17 protein-coding genes are annotated in these 16473 nt (G+C 67.2%); 6 read left to right on the top strand and 11 right to left on the bottom strand.

The features are described from left to right. Position 1: 1 nt before the first annotated feature. The gene (locus VFL64_RS00690; protein WP_489538456.1) at positions 2-907 is read left to right on the top strand and encodes a DMT family transporter; all 906 of its coding nucleotides are present in this window, start codon (positions 2-4) and stop codon (positions 905-907) included. Here the strand turns inward: VFL64_RS00690 and VFL64_RS00685 are convergent. Then, positions 876-1748, bottom strand: coding sequence for a pirin family protein (locus tag VFL64_RS00685; RefSeq protein WP_489538455.1), 873 nt, complete (start codon positions 1746-1748; stop codon positions 876-878). The two genes, VFL64_RS00690 and VFL64_RS00685, sit on opposite strands and share 32 nt — an antisense overlap. Positions 1749-1817: 69 nt before the next feature. Here VFL64_RS00685 and VFL64_RS00680 point away from each other — a divergent pair, with 69 nt between their 5' ends. From VFL64_RS00680 to rpoH, 4 genes are all read left to right on the top strand, one after another. Continuing rightward, positions 1818-3695: an ATP-binding protein gene (locus tag VFL64_RS00680; RefSeq protein WP_489538454.1), complete on the top strand. Its 1878-nt coding sequence runs from the start codon at positions 1818-1820 to the stop codon at positions 3693-3695. 51 nt (positions 3696-3746) lie between these two features. Continuing rightward, a complete protein-coding gene (gene ychF / locus VFL64_RS00675) occupies positions 3747-4841 on the top strand; it encodes a redox-regulated ATPase YchF (protein ID WP_489538453.1) in 1095 nt (364 codons plus the stop codon). A gap of 116 nt (positions 4842-4957) precedes the next feature. After that, positions 4958-8146 carry a CHASE domain-containing protein gene (locus VFL64_RS00670; protein ID WP_489538452.1) on the top strand — a complete coding sequence of 1063 codons (3189 nt, stop codon included), beginning with the start codon at positions 4958-4960 and terminating at the stop codon, positions 8144-8146. Between the two features lie 109 nt (positions 8147-8255). Then, complete coding sequence (gene rpoH, locus VFL64_RS00665) at positions 8256-9197, top strand: RNA polymerase sigma factor RpoH (protein ID WP_489538451.1); 942 nt, start codon at positions 8256-8258, stop codon at positions 9195-9197. Positions 9198-9244: 47 nt separating this feature from the next. On the opposite strand, the gene VFL64_RS00660 is transcribed toward rpoH, so the two are convergent. The 5 genes from VFL64_RS00660 to VFL64_RS00640 all read right to left on the bottom strand — a co-directional run bounded on the left by VFL64_RS00660 (position 9245) and on the right by VFL64_RS00640 (position 13298). Then, a complete protein-coding gene (locus tag VFL64_RS00660) occupies positions 9245-9775 on the bottom strand; it encodes an SCO family protein (RefSeq protein WP_489538450.1) in 531 nt (176 codons plus the stop codon). A 68-nt stretch (positions 9776-9843) separates the two neighbouring features. Beyond that, a complete protein-coding gene (gene cyoE / locus VFL64_RS00655; RefSeq protein WP_489538449.1) occupies positions 9844-10755 on the bottom strand; it encodes a heme o synthase in 912 nt (303 codons plus the stop codon). A 22-nt stretch (positions 10756-10777) separates the two neighbouring features. Beyond that, positions 10778-11881, bottom strand: a complete 1104-nt coding sequence (locus VFL64_RS00650; protein ID WP_489538448.1) for a COX15/CtaA family protein — start codon at positions 11879-11881, stop codon at positions 10778-10780. 6 nt (positions 11882-11887) lie between these two features. After that, entirely contained in the window at positions 11888-12598 is a 711-nt protein-coding gene (locus tag VFL64_RS00645) for an SCO family protein (protein ID WP_489538447.1), read from the bottom strand. Continuing rightward, a complete protein-coding gene (locus VFL64_RS00640; protein WP_489538446.1) occupies positions 12552-13298 on the bottom strand; it encodes an SURF1 family protein in 747 nt (248 codons plus the stop codon). Before VFL64_RS00640 ends, VFL64_RS00645 begins: the two co-directional genes overlap by 47 nt. Before the next feature lie 32 nt (positions 13299-13330). Here VFL64_RS00640 and VFL64_RS00635 point away from each other — a divergent pair, with 32 nt between their 5' ends. Next, positions 13331-13552: a twin transmembrane helix small protein gene (locus VFL64_RS00635; protein WP_489538445.1), complete on the top strand. Its 222-nt coding sequence runs from the start codon at positions 13331-13333 to the stop codon at positions 13550-13552. 66 nt (positions 13553-13618) lie between these two features. Here the strand turns inward: VFL64_RS00635 and VFL64_RS00630 are convergent, their stop codons facing one another. The 5 genes from VFL64_RS00630 to VFL64_RS00610 form a co-directional block, all read right to left on the bottom strand. Further along, complete coding sequence (locus tag VFL64_RS00630; protein ID WP_489538444.1) at positions 13619-14503, bottom strand: cytochrome c oxidase subunit 3; 885 nt, start codon at positions 14501-14503, stop codon at positions 13619-13621. Positions 14504-14561: 58 nt separating this feature from the next. After that, complete coding sequence (locus VFL64_RS00625) at positions 14562-14795, bottom strand: DUF2970 domain-containing protein (RefSeq protein ID WP_489538443.1); 234 nt, start codon at positions 14793-14795, stop codon at positions 14562-14564. Then, entirely contained in the window at positions 14792-15379 is a 588-nt protein-coding gene (locus tag VFL64_RS00620; RefSeq protein WP_489538442.1) for a cytochrome c oxidase assembly protein, read from the bottom strand. Before VFL64_RS00620 ends, VFL64_RS00625 begins: the two co-directional genes overlap by 4 nt. 1 nt (position 15380) lies before the next feature. Next, positions 15381-15491: a cytochrome oxidase small assembly protein gene (locus VFL64_RS00615; protein ID WP_489538441.1), complete on the bottom strand. Its 111-nt coding sequence runs from the start codon at positions 15489-15491 to the stop codon at positions 15381-15383. Between the two features lie 25 nt (positions 15492-15516). After that, a partial coding sequence (locus VFL64_RS00610) for a cbb3-type cytochrome c oxidase subunit I (protein ID WP_489538440.1) occupies positions 15517-16473 on the bottom strand: 957 nt, incomplete at its 5' end.

The following is a 16473-nucleotide window of genomic DNA, read 5'->3' as shown; positions in this document are numbered from 1 at the left end:
GATGCTGCGCCTGCCCGCCTGGGGCCTCTTCACCATCTGCGTGCTTGTGTGGAGCACGACCTGGTACGCCATCACCTACCAGATCGGCGTCACCTCGCCCGAGTTCGGCGTGGCCATGCGCTTCGGCCTGGCCGGGCTTGCGGTGCTGGGCTGGCGGGCGCTGCGCGGCGACAGCCTGCGCTTCGGCTGGCGGGCGCATGCGTGGTTCGCGCTGCAGGGACTCTTTCTCTATGGCGTGTCGTACATCTGCGTGTACCACGCCGAGAAGCACCTGCCCTCGGGCGTGGTCGCGGTGGGCTATTCGGCCTCGCCGCTGGCGGCCGGCCTCGGCGCGGCGTGGCTCTTCGGCAGCCCGCTCACGCGCCGCTTCCTGACGGGCAGCGTGCTCTGCCTGCTCGGGGTCACGCTCATCTTCTGGCCCGAGTTCGGCAAGACGCAGGCTGGCGGCTCCACCGGGCTCGGCGCCGTCTTCACCGTGGGCTCGGTGCTGCTGTCCACCGTGGGCAGCCTGGCGGCCAGCCGCAACGGCGAGCGTGGCCTGACGATGTGGATGAGCCTCGGCTACGGCATGCTCTACGGCAGCGCAGCGGTGTTCATCGCCCTGCTGCTGGCCGGCCAACCGGTCGCCTTGCCGTCGCTCGCTTCGTGGTGGGTGGCGCTGCTTTACCTGGCCTTCGCCGGCTCGGTGGTCTCGTTCGCCTGCTACCTCACGCTGCTCGAACGCGTTGGGGCCGGGCCGGCCGGCACCATTGGCGTGATGACGCCCATCCTCGCGCTGGTGGTCTCGGCGGTGTTCGAGAACTACCGGCCCGACGCGCTGGCCGCGGTGGGCGTGCTGCTCGCGGTGATGGGCAACGTGCTCATCCTGCGCAAGGTCAGGACAGCCGCTTCTCCGGCAGCGGAATGAACTCGGTCTCGCCGGGCACGCGCTCGAAGCGCTGAGCGGCCCAGTCGTCGCCGGCCTGCAGGATGCGCTCCTTGCGGCTCGAGACGAAGTTCCACCACATGAAGCGGTGGCCGAGTGGGGCCCCGCCGATCATCATCACGCGGGCGCCCTGCCCGGCCTCGACGCGCGGCGTCGTGCCTTCGGCCAGCACGACCATCACGCCGGCCGGCACGGCCTCGCCGTCGAGGCTGAAGCCTTCGTCGATGCTGTAGAGCGCACGCTCCTGCGCCGCTGCGGGCACATTCAGCGCCGCACCCGCCGGCAAGGCCATGTCCACATACAGCGTGGGCGACAAGGTCGGCACCGGCGACACCAGGTCGAAGGCGCTGCCGATCAGCACGCGCACCGCCACCCCGTCCACCGAGCCGGCCGGGATGGCCGCTGCCGGCGTGTGCGAGAAGCTCGGCGCATCTTCCTCATGCTCGGCCGGCAGCGCGGCCCACAGCTGCAGGCCGTGGCTGCGGCGCGTCACGCCACGCAGGTCGTCGGGCGTGCGTTCCGAATGCACGATGCCGCGGCCGGCCGTCATCCAATTGATGGCACCCGGCTCGATGCGCTGGACCACGCCGGTGCTGTCGCGGTGCATCATCGCGCCCTCGAACAGGTAGGTCACCGTCGCCAGGCCGATGTGCGGGTGCGGCCGCACGTCGTGGTTGTCGCTGGGCTGGGCGGTGATGGGGCCGAAGTGGTCGAAGAAGAGGAACGGGCCCACCGCTTGGGCCTGCGCCGAGGGCAGCAGGCGGCGCACGGTGAAACCGCCTCCCAGGTCTTTGGTGTGGGGCGTGAGTCTGAGCAAGTTCATGGTGATCTGCCAATGCCGTGGTCTGCCCCGGATAATAGGTCGCGATTCACACGGAGCGAATGGTCCGCCATGTCCACTCTCGAATCCCAGCCGACGTCGCCGCCGCGACCTGCACGACCCAGGCCCCCGGGCATCACGCTGGTCGCTCGCGGAACGACTCTGTGGCTGTTCGCGCTGGCCGCAGGTGCTGTCGCCCTGATCTGGTGGACGGAGGCAGCGCTCGGCCAGATCACCCCCTCCGACCGTTGGGCCTACCCACTGCTGCTGGCCTGGTTCGCGGGCCTGCTCGCCTTGGCCGTGCGCCACAAGCGGCTGCTGGTGCTGGCGCAGGGGCTGGGCTCGCTGGGACTGGCCGCGTACTTCGTGGGCAGCATGGGCTACATGCTGCTGCTCGCACCGGCGGTCTCCACCTACAGCGCGGCCTCGATGGTGCACTGGCTGATCGGCGCGCACGTGCTCATCTTCGCCACCTGGCCACTGTGGCGCGCCCTCTCGCTGAGCCTGGCTCTGGTCGTACTGACCACGTTGCCGGTGCTTGCCGTGCAGCTGGGCGACACCCGACCACCCGACTGGGAGTCCACGCTCTGGCCGCTGTACCTCAACGGTGCCTTCACCCAGGCCGTCATGGTGGCGGCGCTCTTTGGCATCGCGCTCCAGTTGCGCAAGCTGTCGGTGCTGGCACCGGGCATCGACAGCCTGCTCGAAGACCCGCACAGCCAGCCCATGACGGTGGACGACCTGGTCACCCGCCGCATGCGCGACCTGGAGCAGGCACGCGACCACGCCGAGCAGGCTTCGCAGGCCAAGTCGCGCTTCCTGGCCGTGATGAGCCATGAGCTGCGTACGCCCCTGCACGGCGTGCTGGGTGCAGCCGACCTGCTGCGCGACCCCACGCTCAACGAGCCCAACCGGCGTGAGCTGGTCGAGGCCGTGCGCCGCGGCGGCACACATCTGCTGCATCTCATCAACGACGTGCTCGACCTCTCGCGCATCGAGGCCGGCCGCCTGGAGCTGCTCGACCAGCCCTTTGAGCTGCGCAACTGCCTCACCGGCACCATGGAGGCCGTGCAGGCACCGGCCGAAGCCAAGGGGCTGCAGTGCCGGCTGGCGGTCGACGAATCGGTACCGGCCTGGCTGCGCGGCGACGAGTTCCGCCTCAAGCAGGTGCTGATCAACCTGGTGGGCAACGCCATCAAGTTCACTGACCGCGGCCATGTGAGCCTGGCGCTGCGCTACGAGCCGGCTGTCCAGGAGCTGCAGATCTACGTCGAAGACACCGGCATCGGCATCGAGCACGCCCACCAGGCGCTGGTGTTCGACGCCTTCCACCAGGCCGACGGCGGCGCGACGCGGCGCCACGCCGGCACGGGGCTCGGGCTGGCCATCACACGCCAACTGGTGACCCTGATGCACGGCAAGCTCACGCTGCAAAGCGAGCCGGGCGTGGGCACGCGCGTGACCCTGCGCCTGCCGCTGCGCGCCAGTGCGGCGGCCGCGCCACCTGCAAGCAACTCGGCGCTGACGCCCCTGGGCGGGGGCCTGAGCAGCGTGCGCGTGCTGCTGGTCGACGACGACGCGGTCAACACCATGATCGCCTCGCAGATGCTGGAAAGCGCCGGTGTCACCGTGCTTACCGCCAGCACCGGCGTGGAGGCGCTGAACCAGCTCACCCGCGGCGGCTTCGACCTGGTACTGATGGACTGGCGCATGCCCGACATGGACGGCCTGGAGGCCACCCGCCGCCTGCGTGCCGGCGAGGCGGGCGAGGCCGCCCGCCACCTGCCGGTGATCGGCTTCACCGCCAACGCCTACGCCGAAGACCGCGCCGCCTGCCTGGCGGCCGGCATGGACGACGTGCTGGTCAAGCCGGTGGGCCGCGTGCGCCTGCTGGAGACCGTGCAGCACGCCCTGGACCTGAACGCCGCGGCCACCGACGCGGCCAACTAGAATTGCCACCCCGTCCGCCACCCTGCGGACCCCCACTTCGCCCCACCCACCATGAGCCTCAAATGCGGCATCGTGGGCCTGCCCAACGTCGGCAAGTCCACCCTCTTCAACGCCCTCACGAAAGCCGGCATCGCGGCGGAGAACTACCCCTTCTGCACCATCGAGCCCAATGTGGGCGTGGTGGAGCTGCCCGACCCGCGCCTGCAGGCGCTGTCCGAGATCGTCAAGCCGGAGCGCATCGTGCCGGCCATCGTGGAGTTCGTCGACATCGCGGGCCTGGTGGCCGGCGCCTCCAAGGGCGAAGGCCTGGGCAACCAGTTCCTGGCCCACATCCGCGAGACGGACGCCATCGTCAACGTGGTGCGCTGCTTCGAAGACGACAACGTGATCCACGTGGCCGGCAAGGTCGACCCCATCGCCGACATCGAGGTCATCCAGACCGAGCTGTGCCTGGCCGACCTGGCCACCGTCGAGAAGACGCTGCAGCGCTCGATCAAGGCCGCCAAGTCGGGCAACGACAAAGAGGCCGCCAAGCTGGTGAGCGTGCTGCAGAAGTGCCAGGCCGCGCTCAACGAAGCCAAGCCGGTGCGCAGCATCGACTTCAGCAAAGAGGAGCAGGTCGTGCTCAAGCCGCTGTGCCTGATCACCGCCAAGCCGGCCATGTTCGTCGGCAACGTCGACGAGCACGGCTTCGAGAACAACCCCTTCCTCGACAAGCTGCGCGCCTATGCCGAGAGCCAGAAGGCGCCGGTGGTGGCCATCTGCGCCAAGACCGAGGCCGAGCTGGCCGACATGGGCGACGAAGACCGCCTGATGTTCCTGCAGGAGATGGGCCAGAGCGAACCGGGCCTGAATCGCCTGATCCGTGCAGCCTTCAAGCTGCTGGGCCTGCAGACCTACTTCACCGCCGGCGTGAAGGAAGTGCGCGCCTGGACCATCCACATCGGCGACACCGCCCCGCAGGCGGCCGGCGTGATCCACACCGACTTCGAGCGCGGCTTCATCCGCGCGCAGACCATCGCCTTCGACGACTTCATCGCCTTCAAGGGCGAACAAGGTGCCAAGGATCACGGCAAGATGCGTGCCGAAGGCAAGGAGTACGTGGTCAAAGACGGTGACGTGCTGAACTTCCTGTTCAACGTCTGACCGCTCGGCACACAGGCTGCAGCGAGCGGCATGACGCGCCGCGCCCCCGGTGGTAGGCTCGCAACCGCCCGGTTGGCAACGGGTTCAGCAAGACCCTTGATGCCGCCCCACGCCTGATGACGCCTGCCGCGACCTTCCGTCAAACGCCTCACTGGACGCTCGCGCTGGCCGGCACGGCCATTGCCTACGTGCTGGTCGGCTGGGCTGCGTTGTGGCTCGCCATCCCACCGGGGTACGCGGCGCCGCTCTACCCTTCAGCCGGCATCGCGCTGGCCTGCGTGCTGAGCTTCGGCTGGCGCATGCTGCCGGGCGTGGCACTCGGCTCCTTCACCGTCAACGCGCTGCTCGCCATCGACCGCGGCGCACCCAATCTCAACGGTGCGGTGCTGCTGCCAGCCGCCATCGCAGTCGGCGCGACATTGCAAGCTGCCGTCGGCGCAGCCATGGTGCGGCGCTTCAGCAGCCAGCCACTCACCCTCAGCGAGCCGCGCGACATTGCCGTCTTCTTCGGTCTGGGTGGCCTGGCCGCCTGCCTGATCAGCGGCACCATCGGAACGGCCGCCCTGTACATCTTTGCCGGGCAGTCGACCGACACGCTGTGGTTCACCTGGTGGGTGTGGGTCTCGGGTGACACGCTGGGGGTGCTGATCGCCGGCCCGGTGCTGCTCACGCTGATCGGCTGGCCGCGCAGCGAGTGGGTGTCACGGCGGGTGACGGTGGGCCTGTCGCTGGGTATCGCCACGGTGCTGATGGCGTTCGGCATCAAGCAGGTCGGCCAGTGGGAAGAGGCGCGCGTGGTGGCCGCCTTCGAGCGCGACGCGGTGCACGCCTCGTCCAACCTGGCGGCGCAGCTCGACTACCCGCTGCACGCACTCGAAGCGCTGCGCGGTGCCTACCTGGCATCCGATGACGTCACGCGAGACGAGATGCGGCGCGCCACCAAGGCCTGGTTGGCGACCAGCGATCACCTGCAGGCCATGGGTTGGACCGAGTTCGTGCCGCGCCAACAGGCGCCGGCCTACGAGGCCAGGGTCCGTGCGACGGACCTCCCCGGGTTCCGCATCTTCGACCGCCTCGATTCCGCATTCAAGCCGCAGGCCGACGACATGCTGGCGGTTCTGCGCTACATCGAGCCCATGCAGCCGAACGCCGGTGCGCTCGGGGTGAACGCGCGTTCCGTGGCCGAAGCACGAGCAGCCATCGACGCAGCGGTACGCACCGACGGGGCGGTGGCCACGGCAGGCTTCCGCGCCACCCAGCAGACGGGAGACAACGTGGCGGTGGTGATCTACCACGCGCTGTACCGCGGCAACCCGTCCACGGCGAGTGAACGCGAGGCCGCCGCGCGCGGCGTGGTCTTCGTGACCCTGCGCATGGACGCGGCGTTGAAGAGCTTCCAGAGCAGCCTGCCGCATTACCTCAACCTGTGCATCGTCGACACCGACCCGCTGGCCACGCGCCGGCGGCTGGCCGGTGCCCCCGGCTGCGAAACCAAGTCCAGCGACCTGCTGCATGTGCGGCCGCTGTCGTTTGCCGGCCGTCAATGGGACCTGCGGGTGATGGCGTCACGCACCGAGGTGCCTGACGCGCGTGAGCGCAACGCGCTGCTGTTCTCGCTGGTCGGCCTGCTGGCCACGGCCATGCTCGGCGCCCTGCTGCTCACGGTGACGGGGCGCACACGCCGCATCGAGGCGGCGGTGAAAGACCGCACCGCCGCCCTGCAACGCGAGATCGCCGAGCGCGAGCGCACCGAAGCCGACCTGCGCGAAAGCGAACAGCGCTTCCGCAACATCCTCAACAACGTGCCGATCGGCGTGGTCTACACCGACCTGCACGGCAACGTGAAACAGGTGAACCCGCGCTTCTGCGCCCTCACCGGCTACCGGGCCGAGGAGCTGATGCAGATGAACGTGGCAGCCCTCACCCACCCGGACGACCGCGGCCAGGACCTCGAACTCTCGGCGCAACTGGTGCGCGGCGAGATCCCGATCTACCGCCGCCAGGGCCGCTATCTCACCCGCGACAACCGCATGGTGTGGGTTCAGTCCATCGTGACCATGCTGCCCGACGTGCAAGGCATGCCGCACCGCATCGTCGGCGTGGTGGAAGACATCACCGAGCACCTGCGGCTGGCCGAAGCCGAGCGCGCACGCGAGATCGCCGAAGCCGCCAACCTGGCCAAGAGCGAGTTCCTCTCGCGCATGAGCCACGAGCTGCGTACCCCGCTCAACGCCATGCTGGGCTTTGCGCAGCTGCTGGAGCTGGACCAGAGCCACCCGCTGCCGGCCGTGCAACGCCCCTGGGTGGCACAGATCCAGAGCGCCGGCTGGCACCTGCTGGACATGATCAACGACGTGCTCGACCTCTCGCGCATCGAGTCCGGCACGCTGAACCTGCAAACCGACAAGCTCGACCTGCGCGAGGTCATCGCGGCCGCGTTGCCGCTGGTCGAGCAGGACGCGAACCGGCGCGGCATCATCGTCAGCCAGAGCATCCCCGACGACGCCGCGCGTGTGATCGGTGACAGCACGCGCGTGAAGCAGATCCTCATCAACCTGCTGAGTAACGCCGTCAAGTACAACAGCGACGGCGGGCGCATCCACATCGCCGCGCGCGCCAGCCACCGCGACAGCGTCGAGCTGAGCGTCACCGACACGGGCCTGGGCATGACACCGCTGCAGCTGTCGCAACTCTTCCAGCCCTTCAACCGCCTCGGGCGCGAGCGCTCGGCGCTCGAAGGCACCGGCATCGGCCTGGTGATCAGCCAGCGCCTGGCCGAGCTGATGGGCGGCGCCTTGCGGGCGCGCAGTACCGCCGGAGAAGGCTCCTCGTTCATCCTGAGCCTGCCCAGGGCCGAAAGCACCGACACCGGTTCGGCCGCCCTGGAAGACGCCAAGTCGACGTCAAGTGATTACCACCAGCGCAGCGTCCATTACGTCGAAGACAACGAGACCAACGTGGAGGTGATGCGAGGCATCCTCTCGCGCCGGCCGCAGGTGCGGCTGGACGTCTCCATTACCGGCCTGGACGGCCTGGCGGCCATCCGCGCCCGCCGGCCCGACCTGGTGCTGCTCGACATGCACCTGCCCGACATCGACGGCCTGGAGCTACTGCGTCACCTGAAGGCCGACGCCAGCACGGCCGACATCCCCGTCGTCGTTGTCTCGGCCGATGCCCTGGCCGCCCAGATCGACGCCGCCATGAAAGCAGGCGCCTACCAGTACCTCACCAAGCCGGTCAGCGTGGCGCAACTCCTTTCGGTCGTCGATGCCTTGTTGGACGACGCAGAAACTCGATTTGGCTGAATCACTCAACAAAATTGAGTGTATTCACTCACATTCAGAACCTCCATTTCAGCAATCAGCACTCTCCGTTGCCGAGTGCTAATATGACTGGAACAAAAGGAGATCAGAGATGTCTGATGTCACCATGAACATGTCATCTGCTTCTGGTTTGACCGTCCGTGACCCGTTTGCCCTGGTGCCCTCGCTGGGCAACCTGGACGCTTACATTTCGGCCGTCAACCGCATTCCCCTGCTCACCCAGGAGGAAGAGGTGTCGTACGCGAAGCGCCTGCGCGAGCACGGCGACGTGGAATCTGCCGGGAAGATGGTGCTCTCGCACCTGCGCCTGGTGGTGTCGATCTCCCGCCAGTACCTGGGCTATGGCCTGCCGCACGGCGACCTGATCCAGGAAGGCAACGTCGGCCTGATGAAGGCGGTGAAGCGCTTCGACCCCGATCAGGGCGTGCGCCTGGTGAGCTACGCCATGCACTGGATCAAGGCCGAGATCCACGAGTACATCCTGCGCAACTGGCGCATGGTGAAAGTGGCTACGACCAAGGCCCAGCGCAAGCTGTTCTTCAACCTGCGCTCGATGAAGCAAAGCCTGAAGGAAGACTCGGTGGACGAGAACACCCACCGCACCACCCTCACGCAAGGCGAAGTCGACACCGTGGCCCGCACGCTCAACGTCAAGCGCGAAGAGGTGCTGGAAATGGAAACCCGCATGTCGGGCGGCGACGTGGCCCTGGAGCCGCAAACTGACGACGGCGAAGAAAGCTACGCCCCCATTGCCTATCTGGCCGACGACAGCACCGAGCCCACGCGCGTGATCGAGGCGCACCGCCGCGACTGGCTGGCCGGTGACGGCATCGCCCTGGCGCTGGACGCGCTGGACCCGCGCAGCCGCCGCATCGTCGAGGAACGCTGGCTGAAGGTCAACGACGACAGCTCGGGTGGCATGACGCTGCACGAACTGGCGAGCGAGTACGGCGTGAGCGCCGAGCGCATCCGCCAAATCGAGGTGGCGGCCATGAAGAAGATGCGCAAGGCGCTGGCCGAAGACGCGGCCTGAGCGACCACCCACGCTGCAAAGCAAAACGGCCCTTCGGGGCCGTTTTTTCATCCTGCTGCGAGCAGCGCTTTCAAGTCGGCGGCCAACGCCTCGGCGCCACTGCCATAGCGCGTGAAGAGCCGCAGCTTTCCGTTGGCGTCGAAGATGTACGAGCCCGCCGTGTGGTCCATGGTGTAGCTGCCATCGCTCTTGCCCGGCACCTTGGCGTAGAAGACCTTGAAGTCCTTGGCGATCGCGGCCGTCTGCTCGAGCGTGCCGCGCAACGCGATGAAGCTCGGGTCGAAGCCAGCCATGTAGGCCTTGAGCAGTTCCGGCGTGTCGCGCTCGGGGTCGATGGTGATGAACACGCCCTGCACACGTTCGCCGTCCTTGCCCAGCGCCTTCTTCACCGCGGCCAGCTCGGCCATGGTGGTGGGGCAGACGTCTGGGCACTGCGTGTAGCCGAAGAAAACCACCGTCAGCTTGCCCTTGAAGTCGACCAGCGTGCGCACTTGCCCGTTCTGGTCGGGCAACGAGAGCTTGCTGCCGTAGTCGGCGCCGGTGATGTCGACGGCCTTGAAGCCGGCTTGCGCGCTCATGCTGCCCAGCTTGTCGCAACCGGCGATCAACGCAACCGCGCCCAGGAGCCAGCGTCGGCGGGAATGGATCACAGCAGAGGCCATAGGTAGTGGTCGACCAGCAGCGCCGCAAAGAGCAGCGAGAGGTGCAGGATGGAAAAGCGGAAGGTCGAGCGGGCCAGCGCGTCGGAATACTGGCGCCACAGCTTCCAGGCATAGCCAATGAAGCCGGCGCCCAGCAGGACGGCCGAGACGAGGTAGATCGGCCCGCTCATGCCGAAGACGAAGGGCAGCAGCGTGGCCGCGAACAGCACGAAGGTGTAGAGCAGCACCTGCAGGCGGGTGAACTCGTTGCCATGCGTCACCGGCAGCATCGGCAGGCCTGCGCGGCGGTAGTCCTCGACGCGGTAGAGCGCCAGGGCCCAGAAGTGTGGCGGCGTCCACAGAAAGATGATCAGGCACAGCATCAGCGCCTCGGGGCCGACCTCGCCGCGCATCGCCGCCCAGCCGAGCACCGGCGGCATGGCGCCCGAGGCGCCGCCGATCACGATGTTCTGCGGTGTCATGGGCTTGAGCACCACCGTGTAGATGACGGCATAGCCGACGAAGGTGGCGAAGGTGAGCCACATGGTCAGCGGATTGACCAGCCAGTACAGCAGCGCGCTGCCGATGGCGCACAGCACGGTCGAGAACAGCAGCGTCTGGGTGTTGGTCAGCTCGCCCTTGGCGGTGGGGCGCCAGGCGGTGCGCGCCATCTTGGCGTCGATGTGCTGCTCGACCAGGCAGTTGAACGCGGCTGCCGCGGCGGCGACCAGCCAGATGCCAGCCGTGGCCGGCAGCACCAGGCGCCAGTCGGGCACACCCGGCACGGCGAGCAGCATACCGATGACGGCACAGAACACGATGAGTTGCACCACGCGCGGCTTGGTGAGCGCATAGAACTGGCGCACCGGCGACGGGCGCGCGGCAGCAGGTGCGGAGGAGCTGAGGGTTTCTGACATGAGGGCAAGCGAATCTGTGATTTTACGAGGCCACCCGTGCCTGACGGGCGCGGGCCAGCATCACGGCGAGCAAGGTGATCAAGGCCGCCGCGCCCGCCGTGTGGGCAAGGGCAGCCACCAAGGGCCAGCCCAGGACGACGTTGCTGAGGCCGGTGGCGAGCTGCCAGGCGGCCACCCCGGCCAGCGCAAGCGCCCAGCGGCGCAAGGCCGGCTCCCGGCTCTCCCACAGGCACCAGGCCAACCACGCCATCGCGCTCAGAACGATCAGGGCACCGACGCGGTGGGTGAAGTGGATGGCCGTCAAGGCCGCAAAGGGCAGGTAGTCGCCGTCCTTGCCCGCGCCGAGTTCACGCAGCACGGCAAACCCATGCTCGAAGTCCATGGCCGGCCACCACTGGCCCTGGCAGGTGGGGAAGTCGCTGCAGGCCAGCACGGCGTAGTTGGTGCTGACCCAGCCACCCAGGGTGATCTGGATCACGCTCAGCGCGAACACGAGCCACACCGCGCGGTGCAGCTTGCGCGTCAGCGCCAGCGGCGCACGCACGTGGGCCTGGCTCTGCACAGCCAACAGCACCAGCAAGGTCAGCCCACCCAGCAGGTGTGCGGTGACGATGGCGGGGTACAGCTTCATCGTGACGGTGAGCGCCCCGAAGGCACCCTGCAGGCACACCCACACCAGCGTCGCGCTGGCCCACCAGGGCGAGAGCACCGCGCGGCCAAGCTTCGCGGCCCGCCAGCTAGCGACGGTCAACGCAATGATCAGCACGCCTACGACGGTGGCGAGGTAGCGGTGCACCATCTCCACCCACGCCTTGCCGTGCGTGACCGGGCCGGTGGGCATGGCGGTCTGGGCGGTCTGGATGTCGGCGTGTGCGCCCAGCGGGCTCGCGTTGCCGTAGCAACCCGGCCAATCGGGGCAACCCAGGCCCGAGTCGGTGAGGCGCGTGAAGGCACCGAAGACGACCAGGTCGAAGGTGAGAAAGAGCGTGAGCACGGTGAGCGCGCGCAGCCTCACACCGGGGGCAGCATTCCGGTGGCGGAACATGATCCACGCCAGCGGCACGGCCCCGAGCGCCAGGCTCAGCAGCGCCAGTACCAGCAGGGGGCTGAAGTCGTAGGAATCCACCACGTCTCAGCGCCCCGGTTGGTCCCAGGAGGCCGAAGCCCGCAGCAGCTTCTCGAGGTCGCGCTTGAGCTTGGCGGCATCGGGCTGGGGCGGCACACGCATCATCCAGTGGCCCAGGGGGTCGACGATGTACATGTGATCTTCGAGTGCGCGGCCCGCGGCGGGCTGCAGCCACGAAGCCAGGGCGGTGGATGGCACGCGCAGCACGGTCACGGGCGTACCGGCGGTCACGGCCTGCACGGTCTCCGGCCGCACGGTGACGCCATCGTCGATCAGCCAGACCTTGTCGAGCCGTTCCTTCTCGCGGCCGAGGGACTCCTGCAGTTGGCGCTGCAACCACAGGCTCTTCTCGCAGGCTTCGTTGCAGGTGCCACCTGCCACCACCACCAGCAGCCACTGGCCCTTGAGCTTGTCGGCGGGCACCGCCTGACCCTTCAAGTCAGTCAACGGCAGATCCGCCGGCAGTGGCTGCTGCGGCTGGATCAGCTCGCTGTAGTTGGTGCGACCCTGGGGGCGGATGACAAAGTAGGTGAAGTAGGACGCGATCACCGGCGCCGCACAGATCAGCAGCACCAGCAGCATCTTGAGGCGGCCATGCTGGGTGCGGCGCTCGTCGAGCGCAGCCGATGGCATCGTGTGCACGGTGAAGCTGAGGCCGGCGGCCGCGCGGTCAGGCGCTGCGTTGGCGTCGGGGGCGGAGGAGTTGGAACCAGACATACAAACCTGCCATGAGGGCGCACAAGGCGAACCATTGAAATGCGTAGCCGTAGTGCTTGTGGACATCGGCCGCGGGGTGCGGCCACTGGCGCAAGAGGCCATCGCCTGCGGTGCCGGGGTCGTCGGCTTGCAGCACCGTCCAGGGCCGCAGGCTCACACCGAGCTCGCGGGAGAAATCGGTGAGGGCCAGATTCTGCCGGATCACGCCGGACGCGGCCGAGCCGGCAAAGTCGTACAGACGACCGGGTGCTGGAGCGACCTGGCCCAGCACCTCGACCCGGCCGGGCGGCGTGGGTACATCGGGCACATGGGTGCGGTCCTGCATGTCGCGTGGTGCCCAGCCGCGCTGCACGAGCACGGCATCGTTCGGGCCCAGCATCAGCGGCGTGAGCGCAAAGAAGCCGGGGTGCCCGTTCATCTGGCGGTTCTCCAGGAACACCGTGGCACCCTGCTTCCATTCGCCTTGCATGCGCACCGGGCGGTAGTGCTCTGCTTCGGCCGCAGCCTCATTGGCCGGCAGCGCCGCCATGCCCAGCTCGGGCAGGTGGCCACGCGCATCGAGCGCGGATTGCAAGGCCTCTTTCTGCGCGGCGCGGCTGAGCTGCCACACGCCGAGCCGCGCCGTGACCGCCATGCCCAACAGCGTGGCCAGCAGCACGATCACCGCGCGGCGGCGGGGGTCAGCGCGCCATGTGCTCATGCCGCACCTGTCGGGTGGAATAATCCCCAGCCATGAAGTACCTCATCGGCGTCGCCCTGATCCTGATCCTCGCGGCACTGGCTTCGGCCGGCGTGTTCATGATGCGTGATGGCCGCGACGGCAAGCCCAAGACTGGCAACATGATGCGCGCGCTGGCCGTGCGCGTCGGCCTGTCGGTGCTGCTGTTCCTGTGCATTCTCTTGAGCTACTGGATGGGGTGGATCCGCCCCACCGGGATTCCGATGGGGCAGTGAAGTTCACTGAAGTCCCAAAGAAAAGAGCGCCCACCGGGCGCTCTTTTGCATGGCGGAGCGGCTTGCTCAGAGCCAGTACACGACGATGTACAGGCCGAGCCACACCACGTCCACGAAGTGCCAGTACCAGGCGGCGCCTTCGAAGCCGAAGTGGCGCTGCGGCGTGAAGTGGCCCTTGTGCAGGCGCAGGGTGATGAACAGCAGCATCAGCGCGCCAACGCACACGTGGAAGCCGTGGAAGCCGGTCAGCATGAAGAAGGTCGAGCCGTAGATGCCGGAGTTGAGCTTCAGGTTGAGCTCGCTGTAGGCATGGACGTATTCGTAGGCCTGGAAACCCAGGAAGGTGGCACCCAGCAGCACGGTGATCCACATCCAGGCGATGGTCTTGGCACGCTTGCCGGCGATCAGCGCGTGGTGGGCAATGGTCAGCGTGACGCCCGAGGTCAGCAGCAGGGCGGTGTTGATGGTCGGGATCGGCCACGGACCCATGGTCGTGAAGGGCTCGACAATGCCGGCCGGCGAGGCCGTGGCACCGGCCACCGAGCTCGGCCAGAAGGCCTTGAAGTCGGGCCACAGCACCGCGTTCTCGAGGCTGCCCAGGCTGGGCACGGAGTGCAGGCGTGCCCAGTACAAGGCCCCGAAGAAGGCACCGAAGAACATCACCTCGGAGAAGATGAACCAGCTCATGCTCCAGCGGTAGGAGATGTCGATGCGGTCGCTGTACAGGCCGCCTTCGCTTTCGCGGATGGCGTCACCAAACCACTGCTTGAGCACGAAAGCCCACCACAGCAGGCCGAACAGCACCATGTAGGCGGCCCAGCTGTGACCGTTGACCCACTGGCCCGCGCCGAAGATCACCATGAACAGGCCAATCGAGGCCATGACAGGGTGCCGCGAGGGGGCGGGAACGAAGTAGTGAGGGGTCTGTCCCGAATGCGTCGCTGCCGACATGCTGATATCTCCTAGGAATTCCTACGAATCTTCTGATCTTGAAACTGAAAGAGCCGCCTCAGGTGGCCACGCCACTCGAAAGCACCCAGCGCACCAGCAGCACCAGGACTGCAATGAACACACCCACGCCGATCAGTGCCGCGATGATCACGTGCACCGGGTTCAGCTGGGCTACATCTTTCTCGTGCTCGGCCGACTTGCGCACGCCGAAGAACGACCAGGCCACGGCACGCAGGGTCTGGCCGAACGAGCCCTTGCGCTGCACCGCATCCTTGAGGCCGTCAGTCTTCACAGGCTGCGCTCCTTGGCCGGCGCCACCGCCACCTTGCCGCCCACCTCGAAGAAGGTGTACGACAGCGTGATGGTGGTCACGTCCTTGGGCAGCTTGGGGTCGATCACGAAAACCACCGGCCACTGCTTGGATTCTTCGGGCTTGAGCGTGTACTCGTTGAAGCAGAAGCACTCGAGCTTGTTGAAATACGGCGTGGCCTGCTTGGGCGCGTAGCTCGGGATTGCCTGTGCCGACATCGTGCGGTTCTGGATGTTCTTGAACTCGTACATCACCGTCGTCAGCTCACCCGGGTGGACTTCGAGCGAACGCTTGGCGGGCTTGAAGTCCCAGGGGCCGCGGGCGTTGGCGTCGAACTCGACGGTGATGGTGCGCGAGCGATCCACCTGCGTGTTGGCTGGCGTCGCCTTCGAGTTGCCGGGCACGGCACGCTCGCTGAGAGACAGCACGTTGATGCCCAGCGCCTCGCAGATGTGCTTGTACATCGGCACCAGCGCGTAGCCGAAGCCGAACATCAGCAGCACGACCACGGCGAGCTTGCCCACCATGCGGCGGTTGTCGCTCAGCAGGGCGCGGTCGCGTGCCATGTCAGAGGCCGAACAGGATGGCGCGGGCCACAAAGCCGACGAAGAAGATGAGCACGACCGAGGCCAGGATCAAACCCAGCCGGCGGTTGCTCTTCTTTTGCTCGGGCGTCATGGTCGATTGCACCGTGGCGCCGGGGTCAGCCGATGACCTTCGTGGCCGAGGCGTTCAGCTTGGGCGGCGTCTCGAAGGTGTGGAACGGTGCCGGCGAGGGCACTTCCCATTCCAGGCCTTCAGCGGCTTCCCAGGGCTTCTGCGGGGCCTTCTCACCCTTGCCGCGCATGCAGGGCAGCACGACGAAGAAGAAGAAGTACACCTGCATCAAGCCGAACCAGAAGGCGCCGACGCTGGCGATCAGGTTGAAGTCGGCGAACTGCATCGGGTAGTCGGCGTAGCGGCGGGGCATGCCAGCGAGACCCAGGAAGTGCATCGGGAAGAAGGTGACGTTGAAGGCGATCAGCGAGCCCCAGAAGTGGATCTTGCCGCGCGTCTCGGAGTACATCACGCCGGTCCACTTGGGCGCCCAGTAGTAGAAGCCGGCGAACATGGCGTACAGCGAACCGGCCACCAACACATAGTGGAAGTGCGCCACGACGTAGTAGGTGTCCTGCAGCTGGATGTCGATCGGGGCCACCGACAGAATCAAGCCGGTGAAGCCGCCCATCGTGAACACGAAGATGAAGCCGACGGCGAAGAGCATGGGCGTCTCGAAGGTCATCGAGCCGCGCCACATGGTGGCGATCCAGTTGAACACCTTCACACCGGTCGGGATGGCGATCAGCATGGTGGCGTACATGAAGAACAGCTGCCCCGTCACCGGCATGCCGGTCGTGAACATGTGGTGGGCCCACACGATGAACGACAGGATGGCGATCGACGAGGTGGCGTACACCATCGAGGTGTAGCCGAACAGGCGCTTGCGGGCGAAGGCCGGCACGATGTGGCTCACGATGCCGAAGGCCGGCAGGATCATGATGTACACCTCGGGGTGGCCGAAGAACCAGAAGATGTGCTGGTACATCACCGGGTCGCCGCCGCCGGCGGGGTTGAAGAAGCTGGTGCCGAAGTGGCGGTCGGTCAGCGTCATGGTGATGGC

The organism is Rhizobacter sp., assembly GCF_035702065.1.
Lineage (GTDB): Bacteria > Pseudomonadota > Gammaproteobacteria > Burkholderiales > Burkholderiaceae_C > Rhizobacter.
This window is presented reverse-complemented; position numbering and strand designations above follow the sequence as displayed.